Below are 15,860 nucleotides of genomic sequence, written 5' to 3'. Positions count from 1 at the left end.
AGCGTCCAGTAGGGTTTGGTCCGCATAAACATCCAAACCCCTGCCTGCGTCAGGGCCGGCGACCGACCCGAACACGGCCGCGGCCGGCCGCGCGGGCCGAGACTCTCGGGAAGGCGCTACGTGAGTCCCTACGGCTCCGACCGCTCGCCGCGGCGCCCGATGCGGCGGAAGCTGCTGCAGGCGTTGACTGCGGGCGTGGTCCTGGCGACCGCCACAGGTTGCTCGTACACATATAAAGACTTCCCCAACCTCGGAATGCCGGACCCGGTAACCGAGGAGGCGCCGCGGATCCTCTCGCTGTGGCAGGGGTCCTGGGCGGCCGCACTGATCACGGGCGTCCTCGTCTGGGGTCTGATCATCTGGAGCGTCATCTTCCACCGGCGCAGCCGGACGAAGATCGAGGTGCCCCCGCAGACCCGGTACAACATGCCCATCGAGGCGCTGTACACCGTGGTCCCGCTCATCATCGTCTCGGTGCTCTTCTACTTCACCGCGCGTGACGAGTCGAAGCTGCTCTCCCTCTCCGCCAAGCCGGCGCACACGATCAACGTGGTCGGCTTCCAGTGGAGCTGGGGCTTCAACTACGTCGAGAACGTCGACGGCGACGCGGCGACTCCGAGGGCGGGCGAGGTCCCCAAGGAGCTCGCCTCCCTGCCGGACCGCTTCACGAAGCAGTTCCCGGCGGGCGCCGAGGGCGTCTACCAGAAGGGCGTTCCCGGCGACCGGGACCCGGACACCAACGACCCGGGGCCGACCCTCTACCTCCCCAAGGGTGAGAAGGTCCGCTTCATCCTGTCGTCCAACGACGTCATCCACTCCTTCTGGGTGGTCCCCTTCCTGTTCAAGCAGGACGTCATCCCGGGCCACACCAACGTCTTCGAGGTCACCCCGACCGAAGTGGGCGTCTTCAGGGGCAAGTGCGCCGAGCTCTGCGGCGTCGACCACTCCCGGATGCTCTTCAACGTCAAGGTCGTCTCGCCCGAGGAGTACCGGGCGCACCTGAAGGAGCTGGCGGAGAAGGGGCAGACCGGCTACCTCCCGGCCGGCATCAAGCAGACCGACCCGGCCCGGAATGCGGAGACGAACACACTGTGAGCATCCTCAACGAATCCCAGGGTGCCGCCGCAGCCGACTCGTACGAGAACGAGCTGCCGGTACGGCGCAAGCAGCCGGGCAACATCGTCGTGAAGTGGCTGACCACGACCGACCACAAGACCATCGGCACGATGTACCTGGTCACGTCGTTCGTGTTCTTCATGATCGGCGGTGTCATGGCGTTGTTCATGCGCGCCGAGCTGGCCCGTCCGGGCACGCAGATCATGTCGAACGAGCAGTTCAACCAGGCGTTCACGATGCACGGCACGATCATGCTGCTGATGTTCGCGACGCCGCTGTTCGCCGGATTCGCGAACTGGATCATGCCGCTGCAGATCGGCGCGCCCGACGTGGCGTTCCCGCGGCTGAACATGTTCGCGTACTGGCTGTACCTCTTCGGCTCGATCATCGCGGTGGCCGGCTTCCTCACCCCGCAGGGTGCCGCCGACTTCGGCTGGTTCGCCTACTCCCCGCTGACCGACATCGTCCGCTCGCCCAGTATCGGCGGCGACATGTGGATCATGGGCCTGGCCTTCTCCGGCTTCGGCACGATCCTCGGTTCGGTGAACTTCATCACCACGATCATCTGCATGCGCGCACCCGGCATGACGATGTTCCGCATGCCGATCTTCACCTGGAACGTGCTGCTGACCGGTGTTCTGGTCCTGCTGGCCTTCCCGGTCCTGGCCGCCGCGCTCTTCGCGCTGGAGTCCGACCGTAAGTTCGGCAGCCACATCTTCGACGCGTCCAACGGTGGAGCGCTGCTGTGGCAGCACCTCTTCTGGTTCTTCGGGCACCCAGAGGTGTACATCATCGCCCTGCCGTTCTTCGGAATCATTTCCGAAGTGATCCCGGTCTTCTCCCGCAAGCCGATGTTCGGTTACATCGGTCTGATCGGCGCGACGATCGCGATCGCCGGCCTCTCCGTGACCGTGTGGGCCCACCACATGTACGTCACCGGTGGTGTGCTGTTGCCGTTCTTCTCCTTCATGACCTTCCTGATCGCGGTACCGACCGGTGTGAAGTTCTTCAACTGGATCGGCACCATGTGGAAGGGCTCGCTGTCCTTCGAGACTCCGATGCTCTGGGCCGTCGGCTTCCTGATCACCTTCACCTTCGGTGGTCTGACCGGCGTCATCCTGGCCTCGCCCCCGATGGACTTCCACGTCTCCGACTCGTACTTCGTCGTCGCGCACTTCCACTACGTCATCTTCGGCACCGTGGTCTTCGCGATGTTCTCCGGCTTCCACTTCTGGTGGCCGAAGTTCACGGGCAAGATGCTGGACGAGCGCCTCGGCAAGATCACCTTCTGGACGCTGTTCATCGGCTTCCACGGCACGTTCCTGGTGCAGCACTGGCTGGGTGCCGAGGGCATGCCGCGGCGTTACGCGGACTACCTCGCCGCCGACGGCTTCACCGCGCTGAACACCATCTCCACGATCAGCTCGTTCCTGCTCGGCCTGTCGATGCTGCCCTTCATGTACAACGTGTGGAAGACGGCGAAGTACGGCAAGAAGATCGAGGTCGACGACCCGTGGGGTTACGGCCGTTCGCTGGAGTGGGCGACGTCCTGCCCGCCGCCGCGGCACAACTTCCTCACCCTGCCGCGGATCCGTTCCGAATCCCCGGCGTTCGACCTGCACCACCCGGAGATCGCGGCCCTCGATCACCTCGAGGACCACAGCGAGGGCGCCAAGGCCGTCGCTGGTGGCAAGGAGGTCGGCAAGTGAAGATCCAGGGCAAGATGTTCCTCTGGCTCTCCTTCTTCATCCTGATCATGGCCGTCGTGTACGGCGTGTGGTCGAAGGAGCCCGTCGGTACCACCGCGCTCTTCCTGGCCTTCGGCCTGAGCGTCATGATCGGCTACTACCTGGCCTTCACGGCCAAGCGTGTCGACGAGATGGCCCAGGACAACCTCGAGGCCGACGTCGCCGACGAGGCGGGCGAGCTGGGGTTCTTCTCCCCGCACAGCTGGCAGCCGCTCTCGCTGGCCATCGGTGGCGCGCTCGCCTTCATGGGCGTCATCTTCGGCTGGTGGCTGATGTACTTCTCGGCTCCGGTCATCCTGATCGGCCTGTGGGGCTGGGTGTACGAGTACTACCGCGGCGAGAACCAGAACCAGTAGCCGCACCGGCGACATGACACACGTGGGGCCCGGACACCTCGGACAGAGGAGTCCGGGCCCCTCGTTTGCAGTCACCCCGCGCGCCGTAATTGTCATATCTTCATAGCGTTGGCTCCATGAAGCACTCACCGCGTCTTTGGACGGTACTCGGCTGCTCCCTGCTGGTCGCGTCCCTCGGGGCCGGCGCCACCGCATGCGGGTCCGGCGACGACCCGCTGCCCGCCCGCCCGTACGACGCGGGCGATCAGATCGCCTTCAACCAGACCGCCGGCAGCCGTCCCGTGGACCCCGACCGGCCCCTGGAGGTCACCGCCAAGAGCGGCGAGGGCCGGATCACCGACGTGACCGTCGTGGACACCCACGGCCGCCGCCTGGCGGGCGAGCTGACCGCCACCGGCGACCGCTGGCACAGCACCGCCCCGATGGCCGCGGGCGTCCGCTACACGGTCACCGTGAGCACCGAGGACCAGCGCGGCGCTCCGGGGCAGCGCACGCTCACCTTCGACACCACCCCGGCCAAGACCCTCCTGAAGGTCGAATTCGGCCCGGACGAGGGCAAGTACGGCGTCGGCCAGCCCCTCATCGCCGTGCTCAACGAGCCGGTCAAGGACAAGGCCGCCCGCGCGGTCGTGGAACGGGGCCTGGTCGTCCAGGCCCCGCCCGGCTCCGAGGGCGCCTGGCACTGGGTGGACGACAAGAGGCTGCACTTCCGGCCCAAGACCTACTGGCCCGCCAACTCCACGGTCTCCGTCCGGAGCAACCTGGAGGGCATCAAGATCACCGATGAGCTCTACGGCGCCGCCGCCAAGCCGGTGAAGCTGGAGATCGGGGACCGGGTCGAGGTCATCACCGACGCCTCCTCGCACTACATGACGTTCAAGCGCAACGGAAAAGTGATCAACACCATTCCGGTGACCACCGGAAAGCCCGGCTTCTCCACCCGCAACGGCGTCAAGGTGGTACTCGGCAAGGAGTACTTCGTACGGATGCGCGGCACCTCGGTGGGCATTTCCGCGGCCAGTTCCGAGGGCTACGACCTGCCCGTCTACTACGCCACCCGGGTGACGTGGAGCGGCGAGTACGTCCACGCCGCGCCGTGGTCGGTCGGCTCCCACGGCTACGCGAACGTCAGCCACGGCTGCACGGGCATGAGCACCCGCAACGCCGCCTGGTTCTACGAGAACATCACCGAGGGCGACATCGTCGAGGTGGTCAACAGCATCGGCGACGACATGGACACCTTCGGCAACGGCTACGGCGACTGGAACATGGACTGGAAGGACTGGCGCGAGGGCAGCGCCCTGCTCAAGGGCACCCACGACGGCCGCAGCCCGGTCGACCAGGCCCGTCTCCGGCCCCGTATCTGAGCGACCGGTTCCCCGCCGGGGCGCCGCAAGCCACCGGCGCCGCGCAAGGGCGGCACCAGGGGCGGCCGTACGGTCGCCCCTGGTGCCGGAAGGGTGCCGGTCAGGCGTCCAGGGACAGCCGGGCCCGCAGGAGGCGCGCCAGGGTGTCCGCGAACTCGACCGGGTCCACCGGAAGGGTGACGGCGGCGTCCGCGCGGCTCCAGGTGGCCAGCCAGGCGTCCTGGGGCCGCCCCATCAGCAGCAGCACCGGCGGACATTGGAAGATCTCGTCCTTGATCTGCCGGGCCACGCCCATGCCCCCGGCCGGAACTGCCTCGCCGTCCAGCACGCAGACGTCGATGCCGCCCGCGTCCAGCTCCTTCAGGACCGCCGGCAGCGTCGCGCACTCCAGGAACTCCACCGGCGGCAGGTCCGCGGCCGGCCTGCGCCCCGCCGCCAGCCGCACCTGCTCCCGGGTGCCCGCGTCGTCGCTGTAGACCAGAACCCGTGCAGTCGCCCGCATTTCGTTCCTCCACGTGTCACATGAATCACGTTGATGATCTTGCGTATCCCCGGCGGAGCCAGGGGAAGGGATGCTACTCCTCCGGACACCGCGTCAACATCGGTTCCGTCAGCCTCGTCAGTACCCGCCGGAGGCCGTTTTATGGGCCGTTCGGGCCTTGCACACCCCCCGAACACTCCGAACGGCACCCCCCAGGGTGAGGGCGGGATAAGCGACCGACATAATGTCGGTCGTGGCGACAGCAACGACAGTAGATACCGGGCACGCGCACCCGACGGTCAACCGGCCGAACCTCGTCAGCGTGGGAACCATCATCTGGTTGAGTTCCGAGCTGATGTTCTTCGCGGCCCTCTTCGCGATGTACTTCACCCTGCGATCAGTGACGGGCGCCGAGTACTGGACAGAGCAGGCTTCGGCCTTGAATCTGCCCTTCTCGGCGACGAACACGACGATCCTGGTGCTTTCCTCGCTCACCTGCCAGCTCGGCGTATTCGCAGCCGAGCGCGGTGACGTGAAGAAGCTCCGGACGTGGTTCATCATCACGTTCGTCATGGGTGCGATCTTCATTGGCGGCCAGGTGTTCGAGTACACCGAGCTGGTCAAGCACGAGGGCATGAGCCTCTCGTCCGGTCCGTACGGCTCGGTCTTCTACCTGACCACCGGCTTCCACGGGCTGCACGTGACGGGCGGTCTCATCGCCTTCCTGCTGGTCCTCGGCCGGACGTACGCGGCCAAGAGGTTCACCCACGAACAGGCCACGTCGGCCATCGTCGTGTCCTACTACTGGCACTTCGTCGATGTCGTCTGGATCGGCCTCTTCGCCACGATCTACCTGATCAAGTAGCGAACACGTCACCGGGCAGGTCCCGGCACTCCATCCAGAAACACCGACGCAGAAGATCCTGACACCGGGGTAATCCGTGAAAAAGCTCTCCGCACGACGACGCCATCCGCTGGCGGCGGTCGTCGTTCTACTCTTCGCCCTGGCGGCCACTGGGGGGCTGTACGCCGCCTTCGCCCCCGCGGGCAAGGCGCAGGCCGACGTAACAGCCCAGTCCCTCGCCATCGAGGAGGGCAAGAAGCTCTACGCCGTGGGCTGCGCAAGCTGCCACGGTACCGGCGGTCAGGGTTCCTCTGACGGCCCCAGCCTGGTCGGCGTCGGCTCCGCGGCCGTCGACTTCCAGGTGAGCACGGGCCGCATGCCCGCCCAGCAGCCGGGCGTCCAGGTGCCGAAGAAGCCGAACGTCTACGCGCAGGCGCAGATCGACCAGCTGGCCGCGTACATCGCGTCCCTCGGCGCCGGCCCGATCACGCCGACCGAGAAGCAGTACGACCCGGCGGGCGCCGACATCGCCAAGGGTGGTGAGCTGTTCCGCAACAACTGCGCGCAGTGCCACAACTTCACCGGCGAGGGCGGCGCACTGACGAACGGCAAGTACGCCCCCAACCTTGAGGGTGTCTCGCCGAAGCACATCTACGAGGCCATGATCACCGGCCCGCAGAACATGCCCTCCTTCCCGGACAGCACCATGCCGGAGCAGGGCAAGAAGGACATCATCGCGTACATCCAGAACGTCAACGGCGAGAAGTCGACCAGCCCGGGTGGCCTGAAGCTCGGTGGCCTCGGCCCCGTGTCCGAGGGTCTGTTCGGCTGGATCTTCGGTCTGGGTGCGCTGATCGCTGTCGCCGTCTGGGTCGGGGCCCACACCGCTAAGGCCAAGAAGTCATGAGTAGCCAACACATTCCCGAAGAGAAGCTCCTGCCGAGTGAGCAGGGCGACGCGCACCACGGCGGCGTAGCCGTCGTCGCGGACGATCCGTTCGCCGACCCGGGCCTTCCGGTCCACCGGCCGCGGATCCAGGACATCGACGAGCGGGCGGCGAAGCGCTCCGAGCGCACCGTCGCAATGCTGTTCACGCTGTCGATGCTGGCCACGGTCGGCTTCATCGCCTCCTTCGTGACCCTCCCGGTCGACAAGATCGTGTACATCTTCCCCATCGGGAAGGTGAGCGCGCTCAACTTCGCCCTGGGCATGACGCTGGGCACGGCCCTCTTCTGCATCGGCGCGGGCGCGGTCCACTGGGCCCGCACCCTGATGTCCGATGTCGAGGTCGCCGACGAGCGGCACGAGATCGCCGCTCCGCCGGAGGTCAGGGCCAGGGTCCTGCAGGACTTCGCCGACGGTGCGAACGAGTCCGGCATCGGCCGGCGCCCGCTGATCCGCAACACGATGCTGGGCGCGCTGGCCATGCTGCCGCTCTCCGCCCTCGTGATCATGCGCGATCTGGGACCGCTGCCCGAGGACAAGCTCCGCAAGACCCTCTGGGCCCGGGGCAAGCTGCTCATCAACCAGAACACGATGGAGCCGCTGCGCCCCGAGGACGTCGTCGTCGGTTCGCTGACCTTCGCCATGCCGGAAGGCCTGGAAGAGGACCAGCACGACTTCCAGGTCCAGATCGCCAAGGCGGCCCTGATGATCGTCCGGATCAGGCCGGAGGACATCAAGGACAAGCAGGAGCTGGAGTGGTCCCACGACGGCATCGTCGCCTACTCCAAGATCTGCACCCACGTCGGCTGCCCGATCAGCCTGTACGAGCAGCAGACGCACCACGTGCTCTGCCCGTGCCACCAGTCCACCTTCGACCTCTCCGACGGCGCCCGTGTCATCTTCGGCCCCGCTGGTCACGCGCTTCCGCAGCTGCGGATCGGCGTGAATGACGAAGGCTTCCTCGAAGCGCTCGGCGACTTCGAAGAGCCCGTCGGTCCCTCATTCTGGGAGCGCGGATGAGCACTGCCAACGACACCAAGCAGCGCAAAGCACCGGCCGGCGAGCGTATGGCCGACTGGGCGGACGGCCGCCTCGGCATCTACAGCCTGGCCAAGGCCAACATGCGCAAGATCTTCCCGGACCACTGGTCCTTCATGCTGGGTGAGATCTGCCTCTACACCTTCATCATCATCATCCTCACGGGTGTGTACCTGACGCTGTTCTTCCACCCGAGCATGAACGAGGTCCACTACGAGGGCTCGTACGTGCCGATGCAGGGCGTCCTGATGTCCGAGGCCTTCGCCTCGACCCTGGACATCAGCTTCGACGTCCGCGGTGGTCTGCTGATCCGTCAGATCCACCACTGGGCGGCGCTGATCTTCGTCGCGGCCATGTTCGTGCACATGATGCGCGTCTTCTTCACCGGCGCGTTCCGCAAGCCGCGTGAGGTCAACTGGCTCTTCGGCTTCCTGCTGCTGGTCCTCGGCATGTTCACCGGTTTCACCGGTTACTCGCTGCCGGACGACCTGCTCTCGGGTACCGGTGTCCGCTTCATGCAGGGCGCGATCCTGTCCGTGCCGGTCGTCGGCACGTACCTGTCGATGTTCCTGTTCGGCGGAGAGTTCCCGGGCGGCGACTTCGTCGCGCGGTTCTACTCGGTGCACATCCTGCTGCTGCCCGGCATCATGATGGGCCTGCTGGTGGCCCACCTGATCCTGGTCTTCTACCACAAGCACACCCAGTTCGCGGGCCCCGGCAAGACGAACAAGAACGTCGTCGGCATGCCGCTGCTGCCGGTCTACATGGCCAAGGCCGGAGGCTTCTTCTTCCTGGTCTTCGGTGTCATCGCGGCCATCTCCGCGATCGCCTCGATCAACCCGGTCTGGGCCCTCGGCCCGTACCGCCCGGACCACGTGTCCACCGGCGCGCAGCCCGACTGGTACATGGGTATGCCGGAAGGCCTGATCCGCGCCATGCCCGGCTGGGAGATCAACCTGTGGGGCCACACGCTCGTCCTGGGCGTGTTCATCCCGCTGCTCCTCTTCCCGCTGGTGCTGGGCGCCATCGCCCTCTGGCCCTTCATCGAGTCCTGGGTCACCGGGGACAAGCGCGAGCACCACATCCTGGACCGTCCGCGCAACGTCCCGACCCGCACGGCCTTCGGTGTCGCCTGGATCGCGGAGTACGTGGTGCTCCTGATCGGCGGTGGAAACGACATGTTCGCGCAGTACTTCCACCTCTCGATCAACGCGATCACCTGGTTCGTCCGGATCGGCTTCTTCGTCGTCCCGGTCCTCGCCTTCATCATCACCAAGCGGATCTGCCTCGGCCTCCAGCGCCGGGACCGGGACAAGGTGCTGCACGGTCGCGAGACCGGCGTCATCAAGCGCCTGCCGCACGGTGAGTTCGTCGAGGTCCACGAGCCGCTCCCGCAGGGCCAGCTGCACAAGCTCACCTCGCACGAGCAGTACCAGCCGGTCGCGCTCGGCCCGACGGTCGACGAGAACGGCGTGCGGCGCAAGGTGACGCTCACCGAGAAGATGCGCGCGAAGCTCAGCAAGGGCTTCTACGCCGAGGACAACCAGATTGCGAAGCCCACGGTGGAGGAGTACAAGGAGATCCAGAGCGGCCACGGCCACCACTGATCCCCGCACGACCGCATGACCGCATGACCGCATGAGGGACTGATTTCGGTCAGTCCTGGTGTCGCCACGGCGAGAGCCCCGTCCAGTGTCTGGACGGGGCTCTTCGCCGTCCCCGGGGCTGGATAGGCTGAAGCCCTTCCCATTCGACGTGGGCTGCGAGCAGGGCGGTGGCCCACTAGCACAGGAGCGGACCATGAACGTTGTGACCCCGGCAGGCGGCGACAGCGTGGCGGCCCGCGGCTGGCCGGGCGTACTCGACGCCCTGCTCACCGGACAGGACCTCGGTGCCGACGACACGGCCTGGGCCATGGACCGGATCATGCGGGGGGAGGCCACCGACGCCCAGATCGCCGGCTTCGCCGTCGCGCTGCGGGCGAAGGGGGAGACGGTCGCCGAGATCAACGGCCTGGTACGGGCCATGTACGAGCACGCCAACCTGATCGAGGTGCCGGGCCGGACGGTGGACATCGTCGGCACCGGCGGCGACGGCGCCAAAACGGTGAACATCTCGACGATGTCGGCCATCGTGGTGGCCGGTACGGGCGCCAAGGTGGTCAAGCACGGCAACCGGGCCGCATCCTCCGCGAGCGGGGCCTCGGACGTCCTGGAGAAGCTCGGCGTCAACCTCGACCTCACCCCGGCGCGGGTGGCGGAGGTGGCGGAGCAGGCCGGCATCACCTTCTGCTTCGCGGTGAAGTTCCACCCGGCGCTGCGCCATGTGGCGGCGGCCCGCAAGGAGCTGGGCATCCGCACCACCTTCAACTTCCTGGGCCCGCTGACCAACCCGGCGCGCGTGCGGGCGCAGGCCACGGGTGTGGCCGACGCCCGGATGGCCCCGATCGTGGCGGGCGTGCTCGCCGAACGCGGCTCCTCGGCCCTGGTGTTCCGGGGCGACGACGGCCTCGACGAGCTGACGACCACGGCCACGTCGCGGGTGTGGTGGGTCCGCGACGGCCGGGTGGAGGAGCAGGCTTTCGACCCGCGCGACGTGGGCATCTCCCTGGTCGACGTGGCGGAGCTGCGCGGCGCGGACGCCTCGTACAACGCGGACGTCGCCCGCCGCCTGCTGGCCGGCGAGCCGGGACCGGTCCGCGAAGCGGTCCTGCTGAACGCGGCCGCGGCGCTGGTGGCCCTGGATCCGGGCGCGGGCACGCTGGAGGAGCAGATCGCGGCGGGTATCGCCCGCGCGGCGGAGGCGATCGACTCGGGTTCGGCCCGTGCGGCGCTGGAGCGCTGGGTGGCCGCGAGCAACGCGTAGCGGCGGCGGATTGCCCGGGCCCGGCGTGGGGGAGTGCTGCGCTGGGGTGGCCGCGCGCAATGCCTGATCCTTTTGAGCCAAGACCCCGGTCCGCCATTCGGACCGGGATCTTGCCATGGGGGGATCTTGTGGCAGGATGCTGACCAGGTCACGAGTGACAGCGTTTAGGCCCCGGCTTGCTGTCCGGCAACCCTCCTTCCGTGGCGGGGTGCCCCGGGTGATGACCAGGCCGTAGGCAGTGAGGTCTACGGCAAGCGCGGATCCCTCGATACCAGGGGTCCTGGTCTTCTCGAGGAGCGTTTTCCGTGAGCAAGCGAATGCGATAGGGCGACTCCGCCCCTTCTTCCACCCTCGGATCAGGGTCATTTCGTGTACCCAGTCCACTCCGAGGCTCCCGTACCCGCCGCACGGCCCTCCGGCCGTAGCCGCGCCGCGTACGGGCACACCGAAGCCATTCACCCCTGCCTGCCGGGAGATACCGCCATGTCCGCTGTCCTGTCCGCGTCCCTGAACACCGCCACCGCCACCGCGGATGTCGCCTGTACCGAGCCGCTGCCCGTCCTCGGCCGGGACGTCACCGTCCCCCTCGTCACCGGCGGCGAGGTCAGCTACGCGGCCCTCGACTACGCGGCCAGCGCCCCCGCCCTGCAGCGCGTGTGGGACGACGTCGCCGCCTACGCCCCGTACTACGGCAGCGTGCACCGCGGCGCCGGCTACCTCTCGCAGCTCTCCACCGACCTCTTCGAGCAGAGCCGGGCCACGGTCGCCGAGTTCCTCGACTGCCGCCCCGCCGACCAGGTCGTCTTCACCCGGTCCACCACCGACTCCCTCAACCTGCTCGCCGCCGTACTGCCGGCCGGCTGCCAGGTCTTCGTCTTCGAGACCGAGCACCACGCCTCGCTGCTGCCGTGGACGGCCGCGCAGGTCACGTACCTCAACGCCCCCCGCACGCCGGACGAGGCCGTCACCACCCTGGAGCGGGCGCTGGCCGACCGCGCTCCTTACGGCCCGGCGCTGGTCTGCGTCACCGGCGCGTCCAACGTCACCGGTGAGCTGTGGCCGGTGAAGGAGCTGGCCGCCGCCGCGCACGCCCATGGCGCCCGTATCGTGCTGGACGCCGCCCAGTTGGCCCCGCACCACCCCGTCTCCGTGCGGGAGCTGGACGTGGACTGGGTCGCCTTCTCCGGACACAAGCTGTACGCGCCGTTCGGCTCGGGCGTACTGGCCGGCCGGGCGGACTGGCTGCAGGAGGCGGAACCGTACCTCGCGGGCGGCGGCGCGTCGCGGAAGGTGGCCCGGCGCGCGGACGGCGGCGTGGACGTCGAGTGGCACACCACGGCCGCACGGCACGAGGCCGGCTCCCCGAACGTCATCGGCGTCTACTCGATCGCCTCCGCCTGCCGCGCCCTGTCCGAGGCGGGCTTCGAGAACCTGGTCGCGCGGGAGCGGCAGCTCATCGCCAAGGTCAGGGAGGGCCTGGCGGAGGTTCCGCGGGTGCGGGTGCTGTCCCTGTTCGGCGACGACGCGCCGCGGGTCGGGGTCATCTCGTTCGTGGTGGACGGCTGGAACAGCTCCCACTTCGCGGCGGCGCTGTCCGCGGAGTACGGGATCGGCGTGCGGGACGGCCTGTTCTGCGCGCACCCGCTGGTCCGCACCCTGCTGGGCAGCGAGCCGCAGGTCCAGGGCGAATGCGGGGCCCCCGAGGCGGTGCCGGGGGAGAGGTCCCTCAACGCGATCCGGGTCAGCTTCGGCGCAGGCACCCCGGACGAGCACGTGGAGCGGTTCGTCCGCGCGGTGAAGGAGCTCGTCGCGGACGGCGCGAAGTGGCAGTACCGCACGGAAGAGGGCCGCTGCGTCCCCATCTCCTGACACCCCCTCGCCCCGCTCGCGCCTGTCGGACCTCCGGGCCACGTCGCGCAGCGGCTCATGTCACAGCGAGCCGCCGCGCCGTACCCCGCTCGGCCCCGCCGGTCCGGCATGCGCTTCGTGCGTGACGTACTGGGACCCGATACCGACGTCCGCGCGGCGGCCGTACAGCCGTGAGCCGCCCGCCGGGAGCGCGGGCCGGGAAGCCCGTACCGGTTCAGCCCCCCGGCCGGCCAGGCCCTACGCGTCGAGCCCGATCGCGAAGGCCGCCTCGAGGTCGTGCTGCGAGTACGTACGGAACGCCACGTGCGTGTCCGTCGCCTCGACGCCCGGGATCTTGCTGATCCGGCCCGGGATGATGTCCGCCAGGTTCTCGTGGCGGGCCACGCGGACCAGCGCGATCAGGTCGTACGTACCCGTGACGGAGTAGACCTCGCTGACACTGTCCAGCGCGGCGATGGACTCGGCGATCTCGGGGATGCGGTCCACGCTGGTCTTGATGAGCACGATCGCGGTGATCATGGCTGGCTGTCTCCCTCGGTGGCCGTCGCTGGTCGCCCCACTCTAGTCGTACGCCGATACCGCACCCACGCGTACAGGAAGCCCAGTGAGAAGCCCACCAGGTGGGCCAGATAGGCGACCCCGGGGCCGCTGTCGGCGCGGTGCGCCGCCACCCCTTGGAGGGCGAACCAGAACAACAGCACGATCCACGCCGGGAAGCGCAGCGGCAGGAAGAACAGGAACGGGAACAGGCTCGTCACCCTCGCGCGCGGCAGCAGGCACAGGAAGGCGCCCAGGACCGCGGAGATGGCCCCGGACGCTCCGACCAGCGTCTGCGAGGACCCCGCGTTGGCCGCTGCGTACGCCGCCAGGGCCAGGTAGCCCGTACAGACGTAGAAGGCGAGGAACGCCGGGCGGCCCATCCGCTGCTCCGCCATCGCGCCGAAGACGTGGAGGAAGAGCATGTTGCCGAGCAGGTGCAGCCAGCTGCCGTGGACGAACAGGGCGGTGAACGGCGTCAGCAGGGCGCGGCCGCTGCCCGAGAAGAGCTCGTCCGGGATCACGCCCCAGCGCCGGAAGTACGCCGTCCCGGCGGCCAGCAGCTCGTCGCCCGTCCCGTAGGCCGGGTTGAGCCCCGACGCCGGGCCGAGGAGGAACACGACACCGCAGCCGGCGATCAGCGCATGGGTGACCACCGGCCCCCGGGCGGCCTCGCGCACGGCCTGCCACCTTACGATCATGCGACAGAGCATGACGCAACAGGGCCCGCCGGGAGCGGTGGCAGGCCGTAGGGTTACGTGCTGCGGTCCGCGGACCGACGCGAGCGGCCCAACAGGCGGGTATGCGCCTGGAGAGCCGGACGCGCAGACGGCCCGACCCACAGACGGCCCGACCCGCAGGGATCGAGACGCGGACGGCTCGACGCGCGGACGGCTTTAATTGAATCAGCTACGAAGGAGAGAGCGGCCTGATGACGGTTCCCCTGCCGACCGACACCACCCGGTGGCGCTGCACCCTGTGCGGCAACCTCACACGTTTCGACGTCACCCGTTCGTCGAAGGTCGTGGAGTACGTCCACCTGGACCTCGCCGGGGAGCCCAAGGTCGAGGAGCGCGAGGTGGTCAATGAGACCATCGAGTCGGTCCGCTGCCGGTGGTGCAACGCGGTGGACCAGATCGAGCTCGTGGACAGGCCGGGCGCGGACTCCTGACGGAGTCGCGCCCACAGGAAGATCACGGTAGGGGTGACGGATTGTGGAGCCAGCAAGCGGCGCTGAGCCGGCCGACGCGGCCGGCGACGCCGCCGAGGTGCTCGACCGCCCGCTGCCGGAAGGCGTGCGGCGCCGGGTCGTCGCACTCGTCTCGGACGCCTTCGGTGGACTGACGGTCGCGGATCTTCCGGCGCCGCTGCGCCAGTACGCCCGGTTCACCCCGACCCGGCGCGCCAAGTTCGCCGGCAATGCCATGGCCACGGCCGTCGAGACCGACGCCGTGTTCCGCGGCAGGGTCGCCGAGAAGCTGCGCGAGGCCCAGGCGGACCTGGCCGGAGCCTTGGAGTCCGGTGCGCCGCCCGCCGCCGCCGACCCCCTGGACGTGGCGGCCGCCGCGTATGTCCTGCGGCCGGTCGGCTGGGTCAAGCTGGTGGCCGCCGCGGGCGAGGAGGCGCAGCGCGCCGACGCCGAGCGGGTGGGCGAGGAGACGCGGCGCGAGCTGGACCGGCTCCGCGAGGAGCTGGCCCACGTACGGGAACTGCAGCGCACCGGCGGGGAGCAGGTGCGGGTCGAGCTCGACGCGGCCCGCAAGGAAGCGGAATCGCTTCAGCGCAAGCTGCGCAGCGCCCTCAGCGACGTCAAGCGCGGCGAGGCGGCCCTGCGCAAGGTGAACGCCGAGATCGACGGGATCCGCGGGGAGGCGGCCACGCGGGTGGCCGCCGCCGAGAGCGAGACCCGGCGGCTCAAGTCGCGGCTGGCGGAGGTGGAGGCGGCGCTGGAAACCTCGCGCCGGGCCACCCGCGAGGGCCGCAGCATCGAGGACATGCGGCTGCGGCTGCTGCTGGACACCGTGCTGGACGCGGCGGCGGGGCTGCGACGCGAGCTGGCGCTGCCGCCGGTCTCCACCCGCCCGGCGGACACCGTGGAAGCGGTGGAGCCGGGCCGCATGACGCCGAAGGACATCGCGGCGCGCGCCCTGTCGGAGACCGATCCGGCGCTGCTGGACCAGCTGTTGGCGCTGCCCCAGGCGCATCTGGTGGTCGACGGCTACAACGTGACCAAGACCGGTTATCCGACGATGCCGCTGGAGAAGCAGCGGCTGCGGCTGCTGGGCGGGCTGTCCATGCTGGCCGCGCAGACGGGCGCGGAGATGACCTGTGTCTTCGACGGGGCGGAACTGGCGGCCCCGGTGCTGCTCGCCCCGCCGCGCGGGGTACGGGTGCTGTTCTCCAAGGCCGGGGTGACGGCGGACGAGCTGATCCGCCAGCTGGTGCGCGCGGAGCCGCCCGGGCGTCCGGTGGTCGTCGTCTCCACGGACCGGGAGGTCGCCGACGGCGTGGCCAAGGCCGGGGCGCGGCCGGTGGCGTCCGCCTTGTTGCTTAAGCGACTTTCGCGCGTTTCGTAACTCCCGGGCCTAATGCCGGAATTGGTGGGGCCTCCAGGGAACGTACCGTCAAGTGCCCGGCACAGAGCGTGCGCTGTAGGTAAAGAACCTGGTCGGGGACCGAGTTTTTGCCCTACAG

The 15,860-nt window shown here is 68.8% G+C and carries 15 protein-coding genes and 1 riboswitch; of the genes, 12 read left to right on the top strand and 3 right to left on the bottom strand.

All coding sequences use genetic code 11. The annotated features are described in order from the left end of the window. The first annotated feature begins 120 nt into the window (after positions 1 to 120). From coxB to ABZX75_RS21080, 4 genes are all read left to right on the top strand, one after another. A complete protein-coding gene (coxB, locus tag ABZX75_RS21095; protein ID WP_355412658.1) occupies positions 121 to 1,095 on the top strand; it encodes a cytochrome c oxidase subunit II in 975 nt (324 codons plus the stop codon). Beyond that, positions 1,092 to 2,825, top strand: coding sequence for a cytochrome c oxidase subunit I (ctaD, locus tag ABZX75_RS21090; protein WP_355412656.1), 1,734 nt, complete (start codon positions 1,092 to 1,094; stop codon positions 2,823 to 2,825). The genes coxB and ctaD overlap by 4 nt, the downstream gene beginning before the upstream one ends. Further along, on the top strand, positions 2,822 to 3,220 hold the full coding sequence (locus tag ABZX75_RS21085; protein ID WP_355412654.1) for a cytochrome c oxidase subunit 4: 399 nt from the start codon (positions 2,822 to 2,824) through the stop codon (positions 3,218 to 3,220). Before ctaD ends, ABZX75_RS21085 begins: the two co-directional genes overlap by 4 nt. Before the next feature lie 116 nt (positions 3,221 to 3,336). Beyond that, the gene (locus ABZX75_RS21080) at positions 3,337 to 4,587 is read left to right on the top strand and encodes an Ig-like domain-containing protein (RefSeq protein ID WP_355412652.1); all 1,251 of its coding nucleotides are present in this window, start codon (positions 3,337 to 3,339) and stop codon (positions 4,585 to 4,587) included. Positions 4,588 to 4,687: 100 nt separating this feature from the next. On the opposite strand, the gene ABZX75_RS21075 is transcribed toward ABZX75_RS21080, so the two are convergent. Continuing rightward, complete coding sequence (locus ABZX75_RS21075; RefSeq protein WP_355412650.1) at positions 4,688 to 5,089, bottom strand: hypothetical protein; 402 nt, start codon at positions 5,087 to 5,089, stop codon at positions 4,688 to 4,690. Between the two features lie 223 nt (positions 5,090 to 5,312). Between ABZX75_RS21075 and ABZX75_RS21070 the strand changes: the two genes are divergently transcribed. The 6 genes from ABZX75_RS21070 (at position 5,313) to ABZX75_RS21045 (ending at position 12,629) form a co-directional block, all read left to right on the top strand. After that, positions 5,313 to 5,933: a heme-copper oxidase subunit III gene (locus ABZX75_RS21070; RefSeq protein WP_008738823.1), complete on the top strand. Its 621-nt coding sequence runs from the start codon at positions 5,313 to 5,315 to the stop codon at positions 5,931 to 5,933. Positions 5,934 to 6,009: 76 nt separating this feature from the next. Then, on the top strand, positions 6,010 to 6,819 hold the full coding sequence (locus ABZX75_RS21065) for a c-type cytochrome (protein WP_355412648.1): 810 nt from the start codon (positions 6,010 to 6,012) through the stop codon (positions 6,817 to 6,819). After that, positions 6,816 to 7,877: a Rieske 2Fe-2S domain-containing protein gene (locus ABZX75_RS21060; RefSeq protein WP_355412646.1), complete on the top strand. Its 1,062-nt coding sequence runs from the start codon at positions 6,816 to 6,818 to the stop codon at positions 7,875 to 7,877. The genes ABZX75_RS21065 and ABZX75_RS21060 overlap by 4 nt, the downstream gene beginning before the upstream one ends. Next, entirely contained in the window at positions 7,874 to 9,502 is a 1,629-nt protein-coding gene (locus ABZX75_RS21055) for a cytochrome bc complex cytochrome b subunit (protein WP_355412644.1), read from the top strand. Before ABZX75_RS21060 ends, ABZX75_RS21055 begins: the two co-directional genes overlap by 4 nt. Positions 9,503 to 9,695: 193 nt before the next feature. Continuing rightward, the gene (trpD, locus tag ABZX75_RS21050; protein WP_355412642.1) at positions 9,696 to 10,760 is read left to right on the top strand and encodes an anthranilate phosphoribosyltransferase; all 1,065 of its coding nucleotides are present in this window, start codon (positions 9,696 to 9,698) and stop codon (positions 10,758 to 10,760) included. A 146-nt stretch (positions 10,761 to 10,906) separates the two neighbouring features. Further along, positions 10,907 to 11,023: riboswitch (SAM riboswitch) on the top strand. 220 nt (positions 11,024 to 11,243) lie between these two features. Continuing rightward, entirely contained in the window at positions 11,244 to 12,629 is a 1,386-nt protein-coding gene (locus tag ABZX75_RS21045; RefSeq protein WP_355412640.1) for an aminotransferase class V-fold PLP-dependent enzyme, read from the top strand. Positions 12,630 to 12,866: 237 nt separating this feature from the next. On the opposite strand, the gene ABZX75_RS21040 is transcribed toward ABZX75_RS21045, so the two are convergent. Continuing rightward, complete coding sequence (locus ABZX75_RS21040; RefSeq protein WP_008738815.1) at positions 12,867 to 13,148, bottom strand: Lrp/AsnC ligand binding domain-containing protein; 282 nt, start codon at positions 13,146 to 13,148, stop codon at positions 12,867 to 12,869. Next, positions 13,145 to 13,867 carry a rhomboid family intramembrane serine protease gene (locus ABZX75_RS21035; RefSeq protein WP_355412638.1) on the bottom strand — a complete coding sequence of 241 codons (723 nt, stop codon included), beginning with the start codon at positions 13,865 to 13,867 and terminating at the stop codon, positions 13,145 to 13,147. Before ABZX75_RS21035 ends, ABZX75_RS21040 begins: the two co-directional genes overlap by 4 nt. Positions 13,868 to 14,097: 230 nt before the next feature. Between ABZX75_RS21035 and ABZX75_RS21030 the strand changes: the two genes are divergently transcribed. Both ABZX75_RS21030 and ABZX75_RS21025 read left to right on the top strand, forming a co-directional pair. After that, positions 14,098 to 14,337: a hypothetical protein gene (locus tag ABZX75_RS21030; protein ID WP_008738811.1), complete on the top strand. Its 240-nt coding sequence runs from the start codon at positions 14,098 to 14,100 to the stop codon at positions 14,335 to 14,337. Between the two features lie 40 nt (positions 14,338 to 14,377). Then, entirely contained in the window at positions 14,378 to 15,742 is a 1,365-nt protein-coding gene (locus ABZX75_RS21025; RefSeq protein WP_355412738.1) for an NYN domain-containing protein, read from the top strand. The last annotated feature ends 118 nt before the right edge of the window (positions 15,743 to 15,860 follow it).

Source organism: Streptomyces sp. NPDC003038 (genome assembly GCF_040611115.1).
Classification (GTDB): domain Bacteria; phylum Actinomycetota; class Actinomycetes; order Streptomycetales; family Streptomycetaceae; genus Streptomyces.
Note: the sequence above shows the minus strand (reverse complement) of the source record. Positions and strands in the feature narration are given on the sequence as shown.

What these genes read in the sequence shown, in the direction of transcription:
- ABZX75_RS21080 (WP_355412652.1), top strand. Translation starts at nt 3,337, where the DNA reads ATGAAGCACTCACCGCGTCTTTGGACGGTACTCGGCTGCTCCCTGCTG.
- ABZX75_RS21075 (WP_355412650.1), bottom strand. Translation starts at nt 5,089, where the DNA reads ATGCGGGCGACTGCACGGGTTCTGGTCTACAGCGACGACGCGGGCACC.
- ABZX75_RS21070 (WP_008738823.1), top strand. Translation starts at nt 5,313, where the DNA reads ATGTCGGTCGTGGCGACAGCAACGACAGTAGATACCGGGCACGCGCAC.
- ABZX75_RS21060 (WP_355412646.1), top strand. Translation starts at nt 6,816, where the DNA reads ATGAGTAGCCAACACATTCCCGAAGAGAAGCTCCTGCCGAGTGAGCAG.
- ABZX75_RS21055 (WP_355412644.1), top strand. Translation starts at nt 7,874, where the DNA reads ATGAGCACTGCCAACGACACCAAGCAGCGCAAAGCACCGGCCGGCGAG.
- trpD (WP_355412642.1), top strand. Translation starts at nt 9,696, where the DNA reads ATGAACGTTGTGACCCCGGCAGGCGGCGACAGCGTGGCGGCCCGCGGC.
- ABZX75_RS21045 (WP_355412640.1), top strand. Translation starts at nt 11,244, where the DNA reads ATGTCCGCTGTCCTGTCCGCGTCCCTGAACACCGCCACCGCCACCGCG.
- ABZX75_RS21040 (WP_008738815.1), bottom strand. Translation starts at nt 13,148, where the DNA reads ATGATCACCGCGATCGTGCTCATCAAGACCAGCGTGGACCGCATCCCC.
- ABZX75_RS21035 (WP_355412638.1), bottom strand. Translation starts at nt 13,867, where the DNA reads ATGATCGTAAGGTGGCAGGCCGTGCGCGAGGCCGCCCGGGGGCCGGTG.
- ABZX75_RS21030 (WP_008738811.1), top strand. Translation starts at nt 14,098, where the DNA reads ATGACGGTTCCCCTGCCGACCGACACCACCCGGTGGCGCTGCACCCTG.